The sequence below is a fragment of the Mycobacterium sp. DHQP2018-32-09 genome, assembly GCF_058148405.1.
In genome coordinates, this window is the sequence record NZ_JBYVYK010000002.1 from 32,104 (window position 1) to 49,417 (window position 17,314).

Consider the following 17,314-nt stretch of genomic DNA (forward strand, 5'->3'; position numbering starts at 1 on the left):
TTTAATGACCCCGTGACGAGACTGCGGGCGACCACGCGCGGCTACGCGTTGCTGGCCCCCAGCCTGTTCGGTGTCGTGACCTTCCTGCTGCTGCCCATGCTGGTGGTGGCGTGGTTGAGCCTGCACCGCTGGGACCTGCTGGGGCCCATCGAGTATGTCGGCCTGGCCAATTGGCGTTCGGTGTTCACCGACGCCACCTTCGGCCGATCGCTGCTGGTGACGGGCCTGTTCATCGCCATGGTGATCCCCGCGCAGACCGCGCTGGGACTACTCGCCGCGTCGCTGCTCGCCCAGGGGTTGCCCGGGAGCGGCGTCTTCCGGACGCTCTACGTCCTGCCCTGGATCTGCTCGCCGCTGGCCATCGCGGTGCTCTGGCACTGGATCCTGGCCCCCACCGACGGCGCCGTCGCCACCATCGCGGGCACGCGGATCGAGTGGCTCACCGATCCGGTGATGGCCCTGCCGGTGGTGGCGGCGGTGACGGTGTGGACCAACGTCGGGTACGTCACCCTGTTCTTCCTCGCAGGCATCCTCAACATCCCCCTCGACGTGCTCAACGCCGCCCGCCTCGACGGCGCCGGCGCCTGGCAGCGGTTCTGGCACGTGACGCTGCCGATGCTGCGACCGACCCTCTTCTTCGTCCTGGTGACCGGAATCGTCAGTGCCGCACAGGTCTTCGACACCGTCTACGCACTCACCGGCGGCGGGCCCGCCGGCCGCACCGACCTGGTGGCCCATCGCATCTACGCCGAGGCGTTCGAGTCCGCGTCGGTGGGCCGCGCCTCGGTGATGGCGCTGACGCTCTTCGCGCTGCTGGTGGGCGTCACCGTGCTGCAGCAGCGGTACTTCCGCACCAGGACCAGCCATGACCTGGTCTAGGGTGGCGGTGTACCCCGCGCTGCTCGCCGGCGCGGTGCTGACCCTGCTGCCGTTCCTGCTGGGGCTCGCGACGTCGTTCACGTCCGCCGACCGCTTCGGCATCGATTCGCCTCTGGCGCTTCCCAACCCGCCGACGCTGGCCAACTACGCCCAGCTCGTCGACGCCGGATTCGGGCGCGCCATCCTGGTCACCGCGCTCGTCACCGCGGTGATCCTGGTGGCACAGCTGACCTCTTCGGTGCTGGCGGCCTACGCGTTCGCGCGGCTCGACTTCCCCGGCCGCGACGCCCTGTTCTGGCTCTACGTCGCGACGCTCATGGTGCCCGCCACGGTGACCGTGGTGCCGCTGTATCTGATGATGGCCGAGGCCGGTTTGCGGAACACGTTCTGGGCGCTGGTGCTGCCGTTCATGTTCGGGTCGCCGTATGCGATCTTCCTGCTGCGCGAGTACTTTCGCAGCATTCCCGAGGACCTGATTCGCGCGGCGCGCATCGACGGGGCGAACACGCTCGACGTCATCACCCACGTGGTGGTGCCCGCGAGCCGCCCCATCCTGGTGACGCTCGCGCTCATCACCGTCGTCACGCAGTGGAACAACTTCATGTGGCCGCTGGTGATCACCAGCGGCCCGACGTGGCGGGTGCTGACGGTCGCGACGGCCGGGTTGCAGTCGCGCTACGACGCCCAGTGGCCCGTGGTGATGGCCGCGACGACGGTGGCCATCGCGCCGTTGATCGTGGCGTTCGTCGCGATGGGCCGCCACGTGGTGCGCTCGATCGTGGTCACGGGCCTGAAATGAGCCGGCCCCGCACGTCGACGCTGCTGTTCGGCGGTCTGGCGCTGCTGCTGGCCGCGCTGCTGACGGCCGCGCTGCTGCTGACACCGTCGGACGACGCGGGCGGACGCACCGTGGTCACGGTGCGCCTGTGGGACGAGCAGGTCGCGCAGGCCTATCGCGCCTCGTTCGCCGAGTTCGGCCGCGCGCATCCCGGCATCGAGGTGCGCGTCGACGTCGTGGCCTACGCGTCGTACTTCGACACGCTGCGCACCGACGTCGCCGGGGGTGGCGCCGACGACGTGTTCTGGCTGTCGAACGCCTACTTCGCGAACTACGCCGACACCGGGCGATTGCTCGACGTGGGCGCCGCGCTCGGGCCCGACGCGATCCGCGGCTGGGAGCCGTCGGTGGTCGAGCAGTTCACCCGCCACGGCGTGCTGTGGGGCGTGCCGCAACTGACCGACGCGGGCATCGCGCTGTACTACAACGCCGACCTGCTGGCGGCCGCAGGCCTCACCCCCGCGGACCTGACCGACCTGCGCTGGAATCCCGACGGCGCCGGCGACACGCTGCGCCCGCTGCTGGCGCGGCTGACGCGTGACGCCGACGGCAGGCAGGCGGGCACACCGGGCTTCGACGCCGCCCGCACCCGGCAGTGGGGCTACAACGCCGCCAACGACCTTCAAGGGATCTACCTGAACTACGTGGGCTCGGCGGGCGGCACGTTCACCACGGGTGACCGGTTCACGTTCGACGACCCGGCCGCGCGGTCCGCGTTCGCCTACGTCGTCGGGCTGATCAACGGCGACCACGTCGCGCCCCCGGCCTCGGCGACCAACGGCAACGGCGACTTCTCCCGCACCCAGTTCCTCGCCGGCCGCATGGCGCTGTTCCAGTCCGGCACCTACAGCCTGGCGGCCGTGGCCGACGCGGCGACGTTCCGGTGGGGTGTCGCGATGTTGCCCGCCGGACCCGCGGGCCGGGTGAGCGTCACCAACGGCATCGTCGCTGCAGGCAACTCGGCCACGCGTCACCCCGACGCCGTGCGGCAGGTGCTGGCCTGGATGGGCAGCGCGCAGGGCAACGCCCACCTCGGCGCCGGCGGCGCGGCGGTGCCCGCCGTGCGCACCGCCCAGCCCGCGTACTTCGACTACTGGGCGCGCCGCGGCGTCGACGTGGGCCCGTTCTTCCGCGTGCTCGACGGGCCGCGGATCGCCGCACCCGGCGGCCCCGGCTTCCCGGCAGGCTACGAGGCGCTGACCCCCTACTTCGACGAGATGTTCCTGGGCCGCCTGGACGTGGCGCGTGGTCTCGCCGAGGCGCAGGCCGCCGCGAACGCCGCCGCCGACCGCTCGGGTTAGGTCCTGCTGGTCGCCAGGGGGCTGAGCACCTCGACGTAGACCGACACCGCGCACAGCGCCAGCACGATGCCCAACGCCACCGCGTCGCGCAGCTTGGGTCCCGACGGCAGCGCCGAGATCTGGCCGGTGCCGCCGCGGGCGGTGATGGCGTCGCCCATCTCGTCGGCGCGGCGCAGCGCCACGGTGATCGACGCCGTCATGAGGTCCACGATCTCGATGCCCCACCGCTTGCCGCGGGTCTCCTGCGCGTAGGGGCGGGGCCGCTGCCGCCGCGCCGCGAACAGCACGCGGAACTCCTCCACCAGCATCGGGAACGCCCGCAGCGCCAACGCCAACGCCACCGCCCACTCGTCGATCGGGAGGCGCAGCGCCTTCAGCGGGCGACCCAACTTGGCCACCGCAGGGGCGATCTCGGCGACGTTGGTGGTCCACGAGATCAGGGCACCCAGCCCGAGCAGCACGATCGCCAGGGCGGTCACGCGCAGGAACGACAGCAACCCACCCAACCCGACGGTGACGACGCCCAGGTCGATCTCGGGGGTGCCGCCCGCCAAGGCCGCGGTGGCCGCACCGAGCCCCAGCAGCAGCCACAGCGAGAGCGGCACCGACGGCACCGCGCCCCGTGGGATGCGCGCCATCCCGGCGGTCACCAGGACCAGCAGCCCGACGAGCGCGATGGGGATCCAGCCCGGGTAGAACGTCATGAGCACGCCGATGCCTGCGACGGCGATCAGCTTGGTGCCCGCCCACAGGTCGTGCACGACGGTGCGTCCGGGCACCGGTCGCAGCAGCACGACCGGGCGCCGCTGCTTCTTCTCCCTGGCGGGCCTGCCCCTTCCGGCCACGGTCACGTCATGCCTCCGGGTGCGGTGGTGGCCTTGAAAGATGTGTTGGAAGATGTGCCGGTCGATGTGCCGGTCGATGTGCCGGTCGGCACGATGGCACCGTCGCGCAGGTGCAGCGTGCGCGGGCACAGACCCTCGAGCCCCGAGAAGTCGTGCGAGATCACCACGACGGTCAGGCCCGTCCGGCGGCGGAGGTCCTCCAGCACCGACAGCAGCCCGCGCTGGCTCGCGGCGTCCAGCCCGGCCAGCGGTTCGTCGAGGATGATCGCGCGCGGTTTGCGCGCCAGCAGCCCGGCCAGCACGACCCTGCGCATCTGACCGCCACTGAGCTGGTCGATGCGGCGCAGGCCGAGCGAGGGATCCAAGCCCACCGCGGCCAGCGCCCGCACCACCTTGGAGTGGTCGTGATAGTCGAAGCCGGCGCTCGCCGCGATGTCGAGGTCGACGCGACCCTTGAGCAGCTGCAACCGCGCCGCCTGGAAGGAGATGGCGACCGTGCCCACCTGGTCTGCGACCGGCGCCCCGTCGAGCAGGCACTCTCCGGTGGTGGGCTCCTGCAGGCCGGCCATGATCCAGGCCAGGGTCGACTTCCCGGAACCGTTGAGCCCGTGGATCAGCAGCCCGTCGCCCTCGCCGACGACGAAGTCGACGTCGCGCAGCGCCGTCGACGCCCACGGGGTGCCGCTGCCGTAGACGTGGCCGACGCCGCGGCACTCCAGCAGCGGGGTGCCCGACACGGCCGCCGGTGCCGACGGCGTCGGCACCGGCGCGGTGGGCACCATCTCCACCGCGGCGTCGTCGCCGTCGAAGCTGGTGTTGTCCGCGCTGTTGCCGACGAGGTTGATGACGCGCTCGGCAGAGTCGGCCTCGGCGTTGTAGTGCGTGATGTGGACGAGCGACATGTCGTGGCGGTCGGTGAGCCCGGACAGCACCGAGATCAACCCGTCGCGCCCCTGCTGGTCCACCATGCTGGTGATCTCGTCGGCGATCAGCAGGCTGGGCCGGCGCGCCAGCGCACCCGCGACGGCGAGGCGCTGCAGTTCGCCACCGGACAGTCCGCCGGTGTCGCGCTCGGCGAGCCCGTCCAGGCCCACCTCGGCCAGCAGGCGCGCCACGTCGGGGCGCGCGTCGGCCGGCAGGCCCCACACCACGTCGTCGGCGACGCGGGTGCCCAGCACCTGGCTCTCGGGATGCTGCATGACGACGGCAGTACCGCCGACGCGGCCGAGGCCCACCCCACCGGGCCGTTCGATGCGGCCGGCCGTCGGCGGCCGTCCCGACAGCACGAGCATCAGCGTCGTCTTGCCGGAGCCGTTGGCGCCGGTGATCGCGACGTGCTCGCCGCGCTCGACGTGCAGCGAGACCGGGCCGAGCGCGTCGACCCGGGCCCCGGGATACCGGAAGCGGACGTCGTGCAGCCGCACCGGCAGCGGCGCGGCGGGCTCGGCCGGATCGCCGGCGTCCAGCTTGTGCACGTCGGGGACACCCGAGAGCCGGTCGAGGACGCGCGAGAGCGCCCACCAGCCGAGGAGGCTGACGAAGGTGATGCTCCACACGCCGGACAGGATCATCAGCACGGGCCAGTAGTGCAGCAGCGTCCCGAAGTCGTCGCGCAGGCGCTGGGCGACCTGCTCGCCCTGCGGCAGGCGCTCGATCACGTTCGCGACGCCCGTGACGTTGGCCGTCATCGACTCGAAGATCAGGTTGCGCAGGCGGACCAGCACCGCGAGCGCCGCGGTGATCGCCAGGCCGAACAGGGCGCCGGCGATCAGCGCCACGACGGTCACGGTCGGCGTGCCACGGCCGCGGCGCTTGACCACGCCACACAGGCCGCCGATGTAGGCGCAGTTGACCACGGTCATGAACCCGCCCATGCCCGCGATGAGGAAGGCGATGGTGGCGCCGGCGACCGTGGCGGCCAGCAGGACGCGCAGCCGGTAGCGGTAGGCCAGCAACCCCATGGGGACCGTGCCGAGCAGTGACACGCCCGCGGCGAACGGGACGATGACGGCGATGATCGCGATCGCGGCGCTCAACGCGGCCATGACGGCGGCGTGAGCGAGTTCGGCGGGCTGAAGCGAGCCGGCACGTCGCAGTCCAGTCGTGCCGGTCGGAGCCATTTCACGATTCTGCCAGCCGCCGACGAAGAACCTCCTCAGCAGCCTGTACGTCCGCTGTGAGCATCGCCACGTGCCATCCGCGCCATCTGCATAGAACTTCTATGTATCGTGGGGTGATGCCCACGTCCAGATCCACGTCGATGACCGACGTCACCCTGGCGTCGGACCTGCTGTCGGCCGTCGCGCGGATCAACCGCCTGGCGAATCAGCGCGTGCGCCTCGCCCTGCCGTTCGCCCAGGCCCGGCTGCTGGCCGTCATCGAAGACCAGGGCGCAGCCCGAATCTCGGACCTGGCGGTGTTGGACCACTGCTCGCAGCCGACCATGACCACCCAGGTCCGCAGGCTCGAGGAGGCCGGCCTGGTCACCCGCACCGTCGACCCGGCCGACGCCCGCGCCGTCCTGATCAGCATCACCGAGGCCGGCGTCCGGATGCTCGCCGACGTCCGCGCCGACCGCGCCGCCGTCGTCGACCCCTACCTGGACCGCCTGGACCCCGCAGACCGGCAGACGCTGGCGCAGGCCGTGCGCGTCATGCGCACCCTGCTCGACGAGGCCCAGCGCCCCCGGCCGTCCACCCCGTAACCGTCAACCTCGAGGAGGTACCGCCACCGTGTGGCGCCAACCCAAGGCCGTCTGGGCCGTCGCGTTCGCATCCGTCGTCGCTTTCATGGGCATCGGGCTCGTCGACCCCATCCTGAAGCCCATCGCCGACAACCTCGACGCCACGCCGTCGCAGGTGTCGCTGCTGTTCACCAGCTACATGGCCGTCATGGGCGTGGCGATGCTCATCACCGGCGTGGTGTCGAGCCGCATCGGGCCCAAGCGCACGCTGCTGATCGGCCTGCTGGTGATCATCGCCGGCGCCGGCCTGGCCGGCATGTCCGAGACCGTGATGGAGATCGTCGGCTGGCGGGCGCTGTGGGGCCTGGGCAACGCGCTGTTCATCGCCACGGCCCTGGCGACCATCGTCAACTCCGCGAGGGGCTCGGTGGCGCAGGCGATCATCCTCTACGAGGCGGCACTGGGCCTCGGCATCGCCGTCGGCCCGCTCGTCGGCGGCGTGCTGGGCTCCATCTCGTGGCGCGGGCCGTTCTTCGGCGTCTCGGTGCTGATGGCCGTCGCGCTCGTCGTCACGGCGTTCCTGCTGCCCGCCACGCCACGACCGCAGCGCGCCACGTCGTTGCTGGACCCGTTCCGCGCGCTGCGCCACCGCGGCCTGCTGGGCGTCGGCATCACCGCGCTGCTCTACAACTTCGGCTTCTTCAGCCTGCTCGCGTTCACGCCGTTCCCGCTCGACATGAACGCCCACCAGATCGGGCTCATCTTCTTCGGCTGGGGTCTGGCGCTGGCCTTCACCTCCGTGGTCGTGGCGCCGCGCCTGCAGCACCGGTTCGGCACCGTGCGCGTGCTGATCGTCAACCTGATCGCGTTCACCGCCACGCTCGCCGTGATGGCCATCGGTACCGACAGCAAGGCGGTGCTCGCCACCTGCGTCGTGGTGGCCGGGTTGTTCATCGGCATCAACAACACGCTCATCACCGAGACCGTGATGAAGGCCGCGCCCGTCGAACGCGGCGTCGCGTCGGCCGCCTACAGCTTCCTGCGCTTCGGCGGCGCCGCCGTCGCGCCGTGGCTCGCCGGCGTGCTCGGCGAGCACGTCAGCGTCCACCTGCCGTACTGGGTGGGTGCGGGCGCGGTGCTGCTGGGTGCAGGGGTGCTGTTCGCCACCCGGGGTCATCTCACCGGCGTCGACGCCGAGGAGACACCGGAGGAGTTCGCCGAGGACGAGACGCTGGCGTCGACGTCCTGACCGAAAACCGGTGCCGCGGCCACCATCCCGCTACGAGACCGTGGCCCCGATGAGGTGTCCCACGCCGTAGGTGGCGGCGATGGCGACCGCGCCGAACGCCAACTGGCGCACCCCGCCCGCCCACGGCGACCGCCGCGTGATGCCCGCGGCCGCCCCGCCCACGACGAGCAACCCCGCACCGCCGCACGTCAACCCGAGCCACAGCGAACCGTGACCCAGCAGGTACGGGATCAGCGGGATGATGGCTCCGATCCCGAACAGGAAGAACGACGACAGCGCCGCCACCCACGGCGACGGCTTCTCGCGGGGATCGATGCCCAGTTCCTGAACCAGATGGAAGTTCAGCGCCCGGGTCTCGTCGCGGTGGATCTCCTCGCTTGCCGTCCTGGCGGTGTCGGCCGACATCCCCATGTCGACGAGCATCGAGACCAACTCGTCACGCTCGGCCTCGGGCTGCCGGGCGAACGACCGTCGTTCCACCCGCACCTCGGAGTCCAGCTGCTCGTTGGCCGTGGTCACCGACGTGAACTCGCCCAGCGCCATCGAGAACGAGCCCGCCAGCAGGCCGGCCACCCCCGACAGCACGACGGTCTGCGGGCTGGCACTGGCCGCGACGCCCGCGATGAGCGCGGTGTTCGACACCAGACCGTCCATGGCCCCGAACGTCGCCGCGCGCAACCAGCCACCGGTGACGTCGGCGTGCCGGTGATCGGGAACGTGGGGAAGGCCGGTGGGCGAGAAGGAGCCGTCGGGCTGGGTCATGAACTCGATCCAACCGCGTGGCCCACCACGACGCCATCGGGGGTGCACTCCCAGGTTCGATCGGGTTTGCGACATCACAGTTTCCCGGGCGTCCGCGCAGGCTACCGTCTCAATATGACGAGCACTGCCGAGTACCTGCGCAATGCCCTCGATGGCCGTTGGCGCGACGTGAAGAACGACATGCGCCAACAACTCTCCACCGAGGTGTTCCGGCCGCACTACACCCCCAACACCGTCATCGCCCGCACCAAGGTGGCCGAACAGATGCGGATCATGGCCGCCAAGGGGGCCGCCGAAGACGGCTTCAAGAAGGAGCACGGCGGCAACGGCGACGTCGGCGCCGCCGTCACGCAGATCGAGATGCTCGCGATGTCCGACCTGTCGCTGATGGTCAAGGCGGGTGTGCAGTGGGGCCTGTTCGGCGGGGCCATCGAGAACCTGGGCACCGAGCGCCACCACGAGGCGTACGTCCGCAAGCTCATCGACCTGGAGGTGCTCGGCTGCTTCGCGATGACCGAGACCGGTCACGGCAGCGACGTGCAGTCCCTGGAGACCACCGCGACGTACGATCCGGCCACCGAGGAGTTCGTCATCGACTCCCCCACGCCCTCGTCGCGCAAGGACTACATCGGCGGCGCCGCCGAGACCGCCCGCGTGGCAGCCGTTTTCGCACAGCTCATCACCCCCGACGGCGAGGGTCACGGCGTGCACTGCTTCGTGGTGCCCATCCGCGACGACGACGGCAACGACCTGCCGGGCGTCACCACGTCCGACTGCCACTACAAGGGTGGCCTCCCCGGTGTCGACAACGGGCGCATCCAGTTCGACCAGGTGCGCGTCCCGCGCGAGAACCTGCTCAACAAGTACGCCGACGTCGCCCCCGACGGCACGTACACCTCGCCCATCGAGAACCCGGGCCGCCGCTTCTTCACCATGCTGGGCACGCTGATCCGCGGCCGTGTCACGGTGGGTGGCAGCGCGGGCGCCGCGGCGCGCGTGGCCCTGGACATCGCCACCCGATATGCGCTGCAGCGCAGGCAGTTCGGCGCCCCCGGCGCCGACGACGAGGTGCTCATCATGGACTACCTGGTGCACCAGCGCCGGCTGTTCCCGTTGATCGCCAAGTCCTACGCGCTGCAGTTCGCCCAGAACGAGCTGGTGGCCAAGTGCCACGAACTGCAGACCGCCGACGACCCGGACGCCGAGGAGCAGCGTGAGCTGGAGTCCCGTGCCGCCGGGCTCAAGGCCGCCAACACCTGGCACGCCACCCGTGCCATCCAGGAGGCGCGTGAAGCGTGCGGCGGCGCCGGATATCTGGCCGAGAACCGGTTGATCGCGCTCAAGGCCGACACCGACGTGTTCACCACCTTCGAGGGTGACAACCACGTGCTGACGCAGTTGGTGGCCAAGGAACTGCTCACGGCCTACGCCGACGACATCAAGGGCATGAGCCCCGTCGAGTGGGTGCGGTTCGCGGCCAACTTCGCCGGTGAGCGCGTCCTCAAGCGCACGGCAGCGCAGACGATCATGCAGACCGTGCTGGACACCCGGCAGGACAACGAGGAGGAGGGCTCGCTGTTCAACCGCGGCACGCAGGTGCAGATGCTCGAGGACCGCGAGCAGTACATGCTGGCGTCGGTGGCGCGGCGGCTGCAGAGCAAGTCCAAGGAGGGCAGCGCGTTCGAGGCCTTCAACGCCGTCCAGGACCACGTGCTGCACACCGCGCAGGCACACATGGACCGGATCATCCTCGAGGCGTTCGTCGCGGGCATCGACGCGTGCCCGGACGCCAAGGCCCGCGAGATCCTGGGCCTGGTGTGCGACCTGTACGCGCTCAGCGTCATCGAGGACGACAAGGCGTGGTTCGTCGAGCACCGCTTCCTGTCGGTCGAGCGCGCGAAGGCCGTCACCCGCGGCATCAACGACCGCTGCCGCCGACTGCGACCGCACGCCGAACTGCTCGTCGACGGCTTCGGCATCCCCGAGCAGCTGCGCTACGCGGAGATGCTGCACCCCGAGCACATCCCCGACGCCGACGAGCACCAGGAGAAGGACGCCGTCAGCGCGGGCACCATCGCCCCGTAGGTCAGGGGCCGGGTACCGGGTCCAGGGCGTCGAGCGTGCCGTCGCGCACCGTGAAACGTGCCGTGCCGATTCCGGTCGGGCAGCACGGCTGATCGGCGCCCTGGCGCCACTGGTACTGCACCGTGACCGCGTCGGTGCCCGAGTCGACGACCGCGACGTAGGGCCGCGGGTCCGGCGTCGGCGCGCCCAGGGGCGTGTCGTGATCGAAGAACAGCACCTGCCCCGGCGCGTCGGGGGCGGTGCCGGATGCCACCTGTACCCAGTACAGCCGGCAGTCGGTGGTGTTGCCCTTGGCCGTCTGACGCCACCGGCCGGCGCCGCCGGGCAATGCGGCCACGGCCGTGTCCACCGTGGCCTGCTGGGGCCCGTCGGCGGGGCTGCACGGCGGCGCGGCCGCGGGTTGATTGCCTGCCGGCGGTTTCCAGCCGCAGCCGGCCGCGGCCAAGATCATCAGGGACGTCGCGATGACGAGAAGGGCTCGCACGAGCACCAGAGTAGGTGTTGCTCCCCCGGATGGACTCGAACCATCAACCGCCCGATTAACAGTCGGGAGCTCTGCCAATTGAGCTACAGGGGACTATCCAGGACCTACGTTCGGCTCGCGCAACCACTCCGCGAACCGGTGCATGACTCTAGCGCACGATCGGCCGGAGGTTTCAATCGGGCTGGTCGGCACCGTTTTCAGCATCGGCTGGCAGGATGGCATCCGATGCATCGTCACGAAAGAGGGAACCAGTGATCCGCACAGCCGTCGTCCTCGCCGTCGGGTACGTTCTGGGCGCCAAGGCCGGCCGACGCCGCTACGAGCAGATCGCGGGGACGTACCGGGCCGTCACCGAGAGCCCGCGTACCAAGGCACTCATCGACGCGGGACGCCGCAAGGTCGCCGAGCAGGTGTCACCCGACCCGAAGTTGGTGAAGCTGACGCCCATCGACGCCGATACCGCGGTGCTGCGCCCCGACGACGCCAGGGAGCGGTAGCCCGCTAGGCGATGGGCGCGGTCCAGGTCTGGCCGGGAAGCAGCGGGCCGGTGGTGACGCCGATGCCGCCCCCGGGATAGCTGCCGGCGTTGGGGCCGTACACGCCGATGCCAGGGGTGCCGACGTTGATGCCGTTGCCGTTGGAGTAGCCGGCGCACACGTTGTCCTCGAGGTTGCCGATGTGCGCCAGGCACCGCGGACCCGCCGTGCTCTGGGCGTCCACACCGGAGAAGGCGACGGCGATCGGGGCGGCCACGGCGGCGACGGCGAGCGCGCCTGCGGTGACGAGACGGGGGGCCCGGATGGTCATGAGATGCCTTTCCAGTGGACTGCGACGGCTTTACCTTAGCGTTATCGCTGTCCGACCGCAGCTACGTTACGCGGTCAGCCCATCGCCGCTGGCGCGTTCCAGCAAGCTCTTGCGGTAGGTCTCCAGCGCGATCAGGTCGCCGTAGAGCGCGTGATAGTCGTCGCTGTGGTCCACCGACGACATGCGCTGCAACTTCGACTTGATCTCGGCGATCTGCCTGCCGACGTAGACCTCCTGCTGGCGTGCCAGCACACCCCCGACGTACCGCAGCAACATCTCGTCGTCGTCGTCGTTGACGTTGACGGCCTCCACGCTCAGCTCGGTGACCAGACCGGCGAGGTCGTCGGGGCGAACCTGGTCCCGGACCGCCTCGATCCACTCCGCTCCCGACCGGCCCGCCGCCGTGCCGCCCGCCGCGTCGATGGCCGTCCGCACTGCCAGGTACGCCGGGTGGGTGAAGCCGTCCGCCGCCAGCGAGTCGAACACCGGACCGGCGATGGCGGGTTGCTGCAGCGCGACCTTGAGCGACTCGCGTTCGGTCCAGAGCTTGGGGTCGCGCGGATTGGGCCGCGCGGTCGCCGAGCCCGTCGCACCCGCGCCCGTGGCGGTCACCCGCGTGGTGGCCGCGGGAGCACCGCGGCGCCCCGTCGACCTGCCACCGCGGCCCGCCTCCTCGCGCACCCGGCCGAGCACCTGCGGCACGTCGTCCCAACCCACCCAGCCGGCCAGCTGACGCGCGTACTCGTCCCGCAGCGACGGGTCCTTGATCTTGGCGACCATCGGCACGCACCGCCGCAGGGCGGCCACCCGGCCCTCGGCGCTGTCCAGATCGTGTTCGGCCAGCGCCGTGCGGACGGCGAACTCGAACAGCGGGGTGCGGCGCGCCACCAGGTCGCGCAGGGCGGCCTCCCCCGCGCGCAACCGCAGATCGCACGGGTCCATGCCGTCGTCGGCCACCGCGACGAACGATTGCCCCGCGAGGTTCTGTTCCCCCTCGAACGCCTTCACCGCGGCGGCGCGACCGGCGGCGTCGCCGTCGAAGACGTAGATCAGCTCGCCGCGAAAGAAGTTGTCGTCCATCATGAGTCGACGCAGCATCGACAGGTGCTCGTCACCGAATGCGGTGCCGCAGGCCGCCACCGCCGTCGTCACGCCGGACTGGTGCATGGCCATGACGTCGGTGTAACCCTCGACCACGACGGCCTGGTGCCCGCGCGCGATGTCCCGCTTGGCCAGGTCCAACCCGAACAGCACGTGAGACTTCTTGTACAGCGGCGTTTCCGGGGTGTTGACGTACTTGGCCTGGATGTGGTCGTCGTCGAACAACCGGCGCGCGCCGAAGCCGATGGTCTCCCCCGTCGAGACCCGGATGGGCCACAGCAACCGTCGGTGGAACCGGTCGATCGGGCCGCGCTTGCCCTCGCGCGACAGGCCCGCGGCCTCGAGTTCCTTGAACTCGAATCCCTTGCGCAGCAGGTGTTTCGTCAGCCCGTCCCAGCCCGACGGGGCGTACCCGCACCCGAACCGGGCGGCCGCCTCGCCGTCGAAGCTGCGCTCGGTCAGATAGGCCCGGGCCGGCGCGGCCTCGGCGGATTGCAACTGCTCGGCGTAGTACTCCTGGGCGGCCGCGTTGGCCGCCAGCAGCCGCGAGCGGCTGCCGCGATCGCGCTGCACGTTGGTGGTCGAGCCACCCTCGTAGGCGACGGTGTAGCCGATCCGGTCGGCCAGCAACTCCACCGACTCGACGAAGCTGACGTGTTCGATCTTCTGCAGGAAGCTGTAGACGTCACCGCCCTCGCCGCAGCCGAAGCAGTGGAAGTGGCCGTGGTTGGGCCGGACGTGGAACGACGGTGACTTCTCGTCGTGAAACGGGCACAGACCCTTGAGCGAGTCGGCTCCGGCGCGTCGCAGCTGCACGTAGTCGCCGACCACGTCCTCGATGCGCACGCGCTCGCGGATCGCGGAGATGTCGCGGTCGGGGATGCGGCCGCGGCCGCCCCCCGTCACTGCACCCCTGCTCGCCGTCCCAGCCACCACGACAGTCTAGGGGCCATCACAGGGACCGGGGTGAGCGCGCTTCGTGGACCCGTTCCAGCCGCCCCTCGGTGTAGGAGGCGATCTGATCGATCACGACGCGCAGCCGCGCCCCGTCGTCGTCGGCGGCGGCGAACTCGGGCGCGAACTGCGGGTCCAGGCTGCCCGGCGCCTGCGCCCACAGCACCAGTGCCACCTCTTCGATGCGGGTGCGCTGGTCGGCCTGGATCTGCAGGTGGGCGTGGTCGGACATGATGAACTGCAGCGCGAGCATCTTCAGCACGGCCACCTCGGCACGCACCAGCGTGGGCACGGCGAGGTCGGCGTCGTAACGGCGCAGCGGGCCCGCGCCGCGATGGCTGCGGGTCTCGGTGATCGCGGCGTTGGCGAAGCGGCCCACCAACTCACTGGTCATCCGCTTGAGCGCCACCGACGCCGCCACGGTGCCGTCGTACTTGCCGACGTCGGCGACCACCGGCATGTCCGACAACCGCTGCGCGGCCTCGGCCAGATCGTCGGCGGCCAGCGCGGGAAACGCGCCGGCACCCAAGGTGGCCAGCGCCGCGACGGCGTCGGCGTCGGCCAGCACGCGCAGGTCGATGCGCCCGGAGATGACGCCGTCCTCGACGTCGTGCACGGAGTAGGCGAAGTCGTCGGCCCAGTCCATGACCTGGGACTCCAGGCACGGCGTGCGCTCGGGCGCGCCGGCGCGCATCCACTGCGCACCCGCCGCGTCGTCGTCGTAGAACCCGAACTTGCCGCCGTGGGACGCCCGGAACCACGGGTATTTGGTCACCGCGTCCAGCGCGGCGCGGGTCAGGTTCAGACCGGCGCTGCGGCCCTGCCCATCAAGCACTTTGGGTTCGAGCCGGGTGAGGATGCGGAAGTTCTGCGCGTTGCCCTCGAACCCGCCGAACGCCTTCGCGATGTCGTTGAGCGCGCGCTCGCCGTTGTGCCCGTACGGTGGGTGCCCGATGTCGTGCGCCAGACCCGCGAGGTCCACCAGGTCCGGGTCGCAGCCCAGGCCGATGGCCATGCCGCGGCCGATCTGCGCGACCTCAAGGGAATGCGTCAGCCGCGTGCGCGGCGTCTCGCTTTGGCGGGGACCCACCACCTGTGTCTTGTCGGCGAGCCGACGCAGCGCCACGCTGTGCAGCACCCGGGCCCGGTCCCTGGCGAAGTCGGTGCGATGCTCGGTGTCGGTGCCCGGCAAGGCGGCACCCTTGGGCGCCTCGGCCACCATGCGTTCGCGGTCGAGGTCGTCGTAGGGATCGTTCACTGCGGTCACCGCCGAACAGTCTGCCAGGGTCGATCACCGCTGCCGCCCGCCCGGTGCAACTAGATTGACGGGCATGCCTTCCACGACGCCGATGACCCGCATCCACGCCGTGTTGCTGACGGCGCTCACCGCCGCGCTGCTGTGCGCGCCCACGGCCGCAGCCGTGGCCCCGATGCGGCTGGCGGACTATGTCACCGACGACGCGGGCGCACTGACCGGCGGCGGGCTGGGCCAGGTCCGCACGGCCGTCGACGACCTGTACACCGCGCGGCACGTGCGCCTGTGGGTGGTGTTCGTGGACTCGTTCTCCGGCCAGAGCGCCGACGCGTGGGCGCGAAACACCATGCGGATGAGTGACTTCCAGAACGAGGACGCGCTGTTGGCCGTCGCCACGGCGGACCGCGCCTACGCCTTCCTGGTGCCGAAGGCCGCGGCGGGCCGCGTCGACGTGGACGCGTTGCGCCGCAACGACGTGGAACCCGCCCTGCGCCAAGGCGACTGGACCGGGGCCGCGATGGCAGCGGCCACCGGCCTCAACGCGACGGGCATCGGGGGCACCGTCGGATGGGTGACGCCGCTGGTGCTGCTGGCACTGGCGGTGCTGGCCGTCGCGATCTACCTGGTGTGGCGCCGGGGTCGGCGCCGCAAGCAGCGCGCCGCCGAGTTCGCCGCCGCCCAGCGCGTCGATCCCACCGATCCCGCGGCGCTGGCCGCGGTGCCGCTGGACGCGCTCGACGAGTTGTCCCGCTCCATCGTCGTCGAGGTGGACAACGCGGTGCGCACCAGCACCAACGACCTCGCGCTGGCGGTCGAGGAGTTCGGCGAGAAGGACACCGCGCCGTTCGCCGCCGCGGTGACGGCCGCGAAGACCACGCTGACGCAGGCGTTCAACGTCCGCCAGATCCTCGACGACGCCGTCCCCGAGACGCCGCAGCAACGGCGCAACCTGCTGACGCGGGTGGTGGTCGCCGCCGCGACGGCCGACCGCGAACTGGAGGCGCAGCAGGACGCGTTCGCCGCGATGCGTGACCTGGTGATCAACGCCCCGTCGCGTCTCGACGCGCTGACCCAGCAGACCGTGGCCCTGACCGCGCGCCTGGAGCCCGCCGAGCAGACCCTGACGGCGCTCCGGTCGCAGTTCGCCGAGACCGCGCTGGCGTCGGTGCTGCAGAACGTCGACACCGCACGGGAACGGCTCGACTTCGCCGACCAGTCCATGGACACCGCCCGCGCCCTGGTGGCCCGGCCGGTCGGCAGCCAGGCCGGGCTGGTCGACGCGATCCACGCCGCCGAGTCGGCACTCGGGCAGGCTCAGGTGTTGCTGGACGCCGTGGACAGCGCCGCGACCGACGTCAACCGAGCCGTGGCGGCGCTCCCCGAGGAGATCGCCGACGTGCAGGCCGGCATCGACCATGCCGGCGAGCTGCTGGCCCAGGGGTCGACGCCGCACCTCGACGACCTGCGCACCGCGCGCGACGCGGCGCTGGCCGCCGTGACGACGGCGCGCGACACGGGGGCGGCGGATCCGCTGGGCGCCTTCACCGCCTTGACCCAGGCCGACGCCGATCTGGATCGACTGGTGGCCATGGTCACCGAGGAGCGCGCGGCGGCCGAGCGCTTGAGCCGCGCCTACGACCAGGCACTCTTTGCCGCGCAGTCGCGGGTTCGGGCGGTGTCGGACTTCATCGACACGCGGCGCGGCAGCGTGGGCCCGGAGGCGCGCACGCGGCTGGCCGAGGCGGTCCGCCAGCTCGACGCGGCCCAGGCCAAGCGGGCGAGCAACCTGCCGGAAGCCATCGCCCACGCCAATGGTGCGGCCGCGCTGGCCGAGCAGGCGCAGACGTTGGCGGGAGTCGACGTCGCCAACGCACAGCGGACCTACTACGACCGGCACGGCGGGGGTGGCTCGAACACCGGTGCCATGATCGGCGGCATCATCATCGGCAACATCCTGTCGGGCGCCCTTCGCGGGGGCCTCGGCGGCAGCGCGGGTGGCGGCGGCTGGAGTTCGCCGTCCTTCGGCGGTTCGGGTGGTGGCGGTTACGTCGGAGGCGGTGGCCGCTTCTGA

15 protein-coding genes and 1 tRNA gene are annotated in these 17,314 nt (G+C 71.2%); 8 read left to right on the plus strand and 8 right to left on the minus strand.

From position 1 onward, the window contains the following. The first annotated feature begins 12 nt into the window (after positions 1-12). The 3 genes from AC30CM_RS01640 to AC30CM_RS01650 are packed head-to-tail and all read left to right on the plus strand — an operon-like array spanning position 13 to position 3,018. The gene (locus AC30CM_RS01640) at positions 13-879 is read left to right on the plus strand and encodes a carbohydrate ABC transporter permease (protein ID WP_490115078.1); all 867 of its coding nucleotides are present in this window, start codon (positions 13-15) and stop codon (positions 877-879) included. Beyond that, entirely contained in the window at positions 866-1,678 is an 813-nt protein-coding gene (locus AC30CM_RS01645; protein WP_490115079.1) for a carbohydrate ABC transporter permease, read from the plus strand. Before AC30CM_RS01640 ends, AC30CM_RS01645 begins: the two co-directional genes overlap by 14 nt. Next, entirely contained in the window at positions 1,675-3,018 is a 1,344-nt protein-coding gene (locus AC30CM_RS01650; RefSeq protein ID WP_490115080.1) for an ABC transporter substrate-binding protein, read from the plus strand. The genes AC30CM_RS01645 and AC30CM_RS01650 overlap by 4 nt, the downstream gene beginning before the upstream one ends. Here the strand turns inward: AC30CM_RS01650 and AC30CM_RS01655 are convergent. After that, the gene (locus AC30CM_RS01655) at positions 3,015-3,869 is read right to left on the minus strand and encodes a CbiQ family ECF transporter T component (protein WP_490115081.1); all 855 of its coding nucleotides are present in this window, start codon (positions 3,867-3,869) and stop codon (positions 3,015-3,017) included. The two genes, AC30CM_RS01650 and AC30CM_RS01655, sit on opposite strands and share 4 nt — an antisense overlap. Then, a complete protein-coding gene (locus tag AC30CM_RS01660; protein WP_490115082.1) occupies positions 3,866-5,983 on the minus strand; it encodes an ABC transporter ATP-binding protein in 2,118 nt (705 codons plus the stop codon). The genes AC30CM_RS01655 and AC30CM_RS01660 overlap by 4 nt, the downstream gene beginning before the upstream one ends. A 116-nt stretch (positions 5,984-6,099) precedes the next feature. On the opposite strand from AC30CM_RS01660, the gene AC30CM_RS01665 reads away from it, so the two are divergent. Both AC30CM_RS01665 and AC30CM_RS01670 read left to right on the plus strand, forming a co-directional pair. Continuing rightward, a complete protein-coding gene (locus AC30CM_RS01665; RefSeq protein WP_490115083.1) occupies positions 6,100-6,567 on the plus strand; it encodes a MarR family winged helix-turn-helix transcriptional regulator in 468 nt (155 codons plus the stop codon). A gap of 28 nt (positions 6,568-6,595) precedes the next feature. Next, entirely contained in the window at positions 6,596-7,795 is a 1,200-nt protein-coding gene (locus tag AC30CM_RS01670) for an MFS transporter (RefSeq protein WP_490115084.1), read from the plus strand. Between the two features lie 30 nt (positions 7,796-7,825). On the opposite strand, the gene AC30CM_RS01675 is transcribed toward AC30CM_RS01670, so the two are convergent. Continuing rightward, the gene (locus AC30CM_RS01675; RefSeq protein ID WP_490115085.1) at positions 7,826-8,557 is read right to left on the minus strand and encodes a VIT1/CCC1 transporter family protein; all 732 of its coding nucleotides are present in this window, start codon (positions 8,555-8,557) and stop codon (positions 7,826-7,828) included. Between the two features lie 114 nt (positions 8,558-8,671). Here AC30CM_RS01675 and AC30CM_RS01680 point away from each other — a divergent pair, with 114 nt between their 5' ends. After that, positions 8,672-10,642: an acyl-CoA dehydrogenase family protein gene (locus AC30CM_RS01680; protein ID WP_490115086.1), complete on the plus strand. Its 1,971-nt coding sequence runs from the start codon at positions 8,672-8,674 to the stop codon at positions 10,640-10,642. A gap of 1 nt (position 10,643) precedes the next feature. Here AC30CM_RS01680 and AC30CM_RS01685 read toward each other — a convergent pair whose 3' ends face one another. Together AC30CM_RS01685 and AC30CM_RS01690 are read right to left on the minus strand one after the other, a co-directional pair. Continuing rightward, positions 10,644-11,126 (minus strand): LppP/LprE family lipoprotein, encoded by a 483-nt coding sequence (locus tag AC30CM_RS01685; RefSeq protein ID WP_490115087.1) that lies wholly within the window; start codon positions 11,124-11,126, stop codon positions 10,644-10,646. A gap of 20 nt (positions 11,127-11,146) precedes the next feature. After that, positions 11,147-11,219: transfer RNA gene (locus AC30CM_RS01690), tRNA-Asn, on the minus strand. Positions 11,220-11,377: 158 nt separating this feature from the next. Between AC30CM_RS01690 and AC30CM_RS01695 the strand changes: the two genes are divergently transcribed. Next, positions 11,378-11,623, plus strand: coding sequence for a hypothetical protein (locus AC30CM_RS01695; protein ID WP_490115088.1), 246 nt, complete (start codon positions 11,378-11,380; stop codon positions 11,621-11,623). Positions 11,624-11,627: 4 nt separating this feature from the next. On the opposite strand, the gene AC30CM_RS01700 is transcribed toward AC30CM_RS01695, so the two are convergent. The 3 genes from AC30CM_RS01700 to AC30CM_RS01710 form a co-directional block, all read right to left on the minus strand. Beyond that, entirely contained in the window at positions 11,628-11,933 is a 306-nt protein-coding gene (locus AC30CM_RS01700; protein WP_490115089.1) for a DUF7155 family protein, read from the minus strand. A gap of 66 nt (positions 11,934-11,999) precedes the next feature. Then, positions 12,000-13,940 carry a DNA primase gene (gene dnaG, locus AC30CM_RS01705; protein ID WP_490115090.1) on the minus strand — a complete coding sequence of 647 codons (1,941 nt, stop codon included), beginning with the start codon at positions 13,938-13,940 and terminating at the stop codon, positions 12,000-12,002. A gap of 46 nt (positions 13,941-13,986) precedes the next feature. Beyond that, positions 13,987-15,255 carry a deoxyguanosinetriphosphate triphosphohydrolase gene (locus tag AC30CM_RS01710; protein WP_490115091.1) on the minus strand — a complete coding sequence of 423 codons (1,269 nt, stop codon included), beginning with the start codon at positions 15,253-15,255 and terminating at the stop codon, positions 13,987-13,989. 64 nt (positions 15,256-15,319) lie between these two features. On the opposite strand from AC30CM_RS01710, the gene AC30CM_RS01715 reads away from it, so the two are divergent. Beyond that, positions 15,320-17,314: a TPM domain-containing protein gene (locus AC30CM_RS01715; protein ID WP_490115092.1), complete on the plus strand. Its 1,995-nt coding sequence runs from the start codon at positions 15,320-15,322 to the stop codon at positions 17,312-17,314.

What these genes read in the sequence shown, in the direction of transcription:
- AC30CM_RS01645 (WP_490115079.1), top strand. Translation starts at nt 866, where the DNA reads ATGACCTGGTCTAGGGTGGCGGTGTACCCCGCGCTGCTCGCCGGCGCG.
- AC30CM_RS01650 (WP_490115080.1), top strand. Translation starts at nt 1,675, where the DNA reads ATGAGCCGGCCCCGCACGTCGACGCTGCTGTTCGGCGGTCTGGCGCTG.
- AC30CM_RS01660 (WP_490115082.1), bottom strand. Translation starts at nt 5,983, where the DNA reads ATGGCTCCGACCGGCACGACTGGACTGCGACGTGCCGGCTCGCTTCAG.
- AC30CM_RS01665 (WP_490115083.1), top strand. Translation starts at nt 6,100, where the DNA reads ATGCCCACGTCCAGATCCACGTCGATGACCGACGTCACCCTGGCGTCG.
- AC30CM_RS01675 (WP_490115085.1), bottom strand. Translation starts at nt 8,557, where the DNA reads ATGACCCAGCCCGACGGCTCCTTCTCGCCCACCGGCCTTCCCCACGTT.
- AC30CM_RS01680 (WP_490115086.1), top strand. Translation starts at nt 8,672, where the DNA reads ATGACGAGCACTGCCGAGTACCTGCGCAATGCCCTCGATGGCCGTTGG.
- AC30CM_RS01700 (WP_490115089.1), bottom strand. Translation starts at nt 11,933, where the DNA reads ATGACCATCCGGGCCCCCCGTCTCGTCACCGCAGGCGCGCTCGCCGTC.
- AC30CM_RS01715 (WP_490115092.1), top strand. Translation starts at nt 15,320, where the DNA reads ATGCCTTCCACGACGCCGATGACCCGCATCCACGCCGTGTTGCTGACG.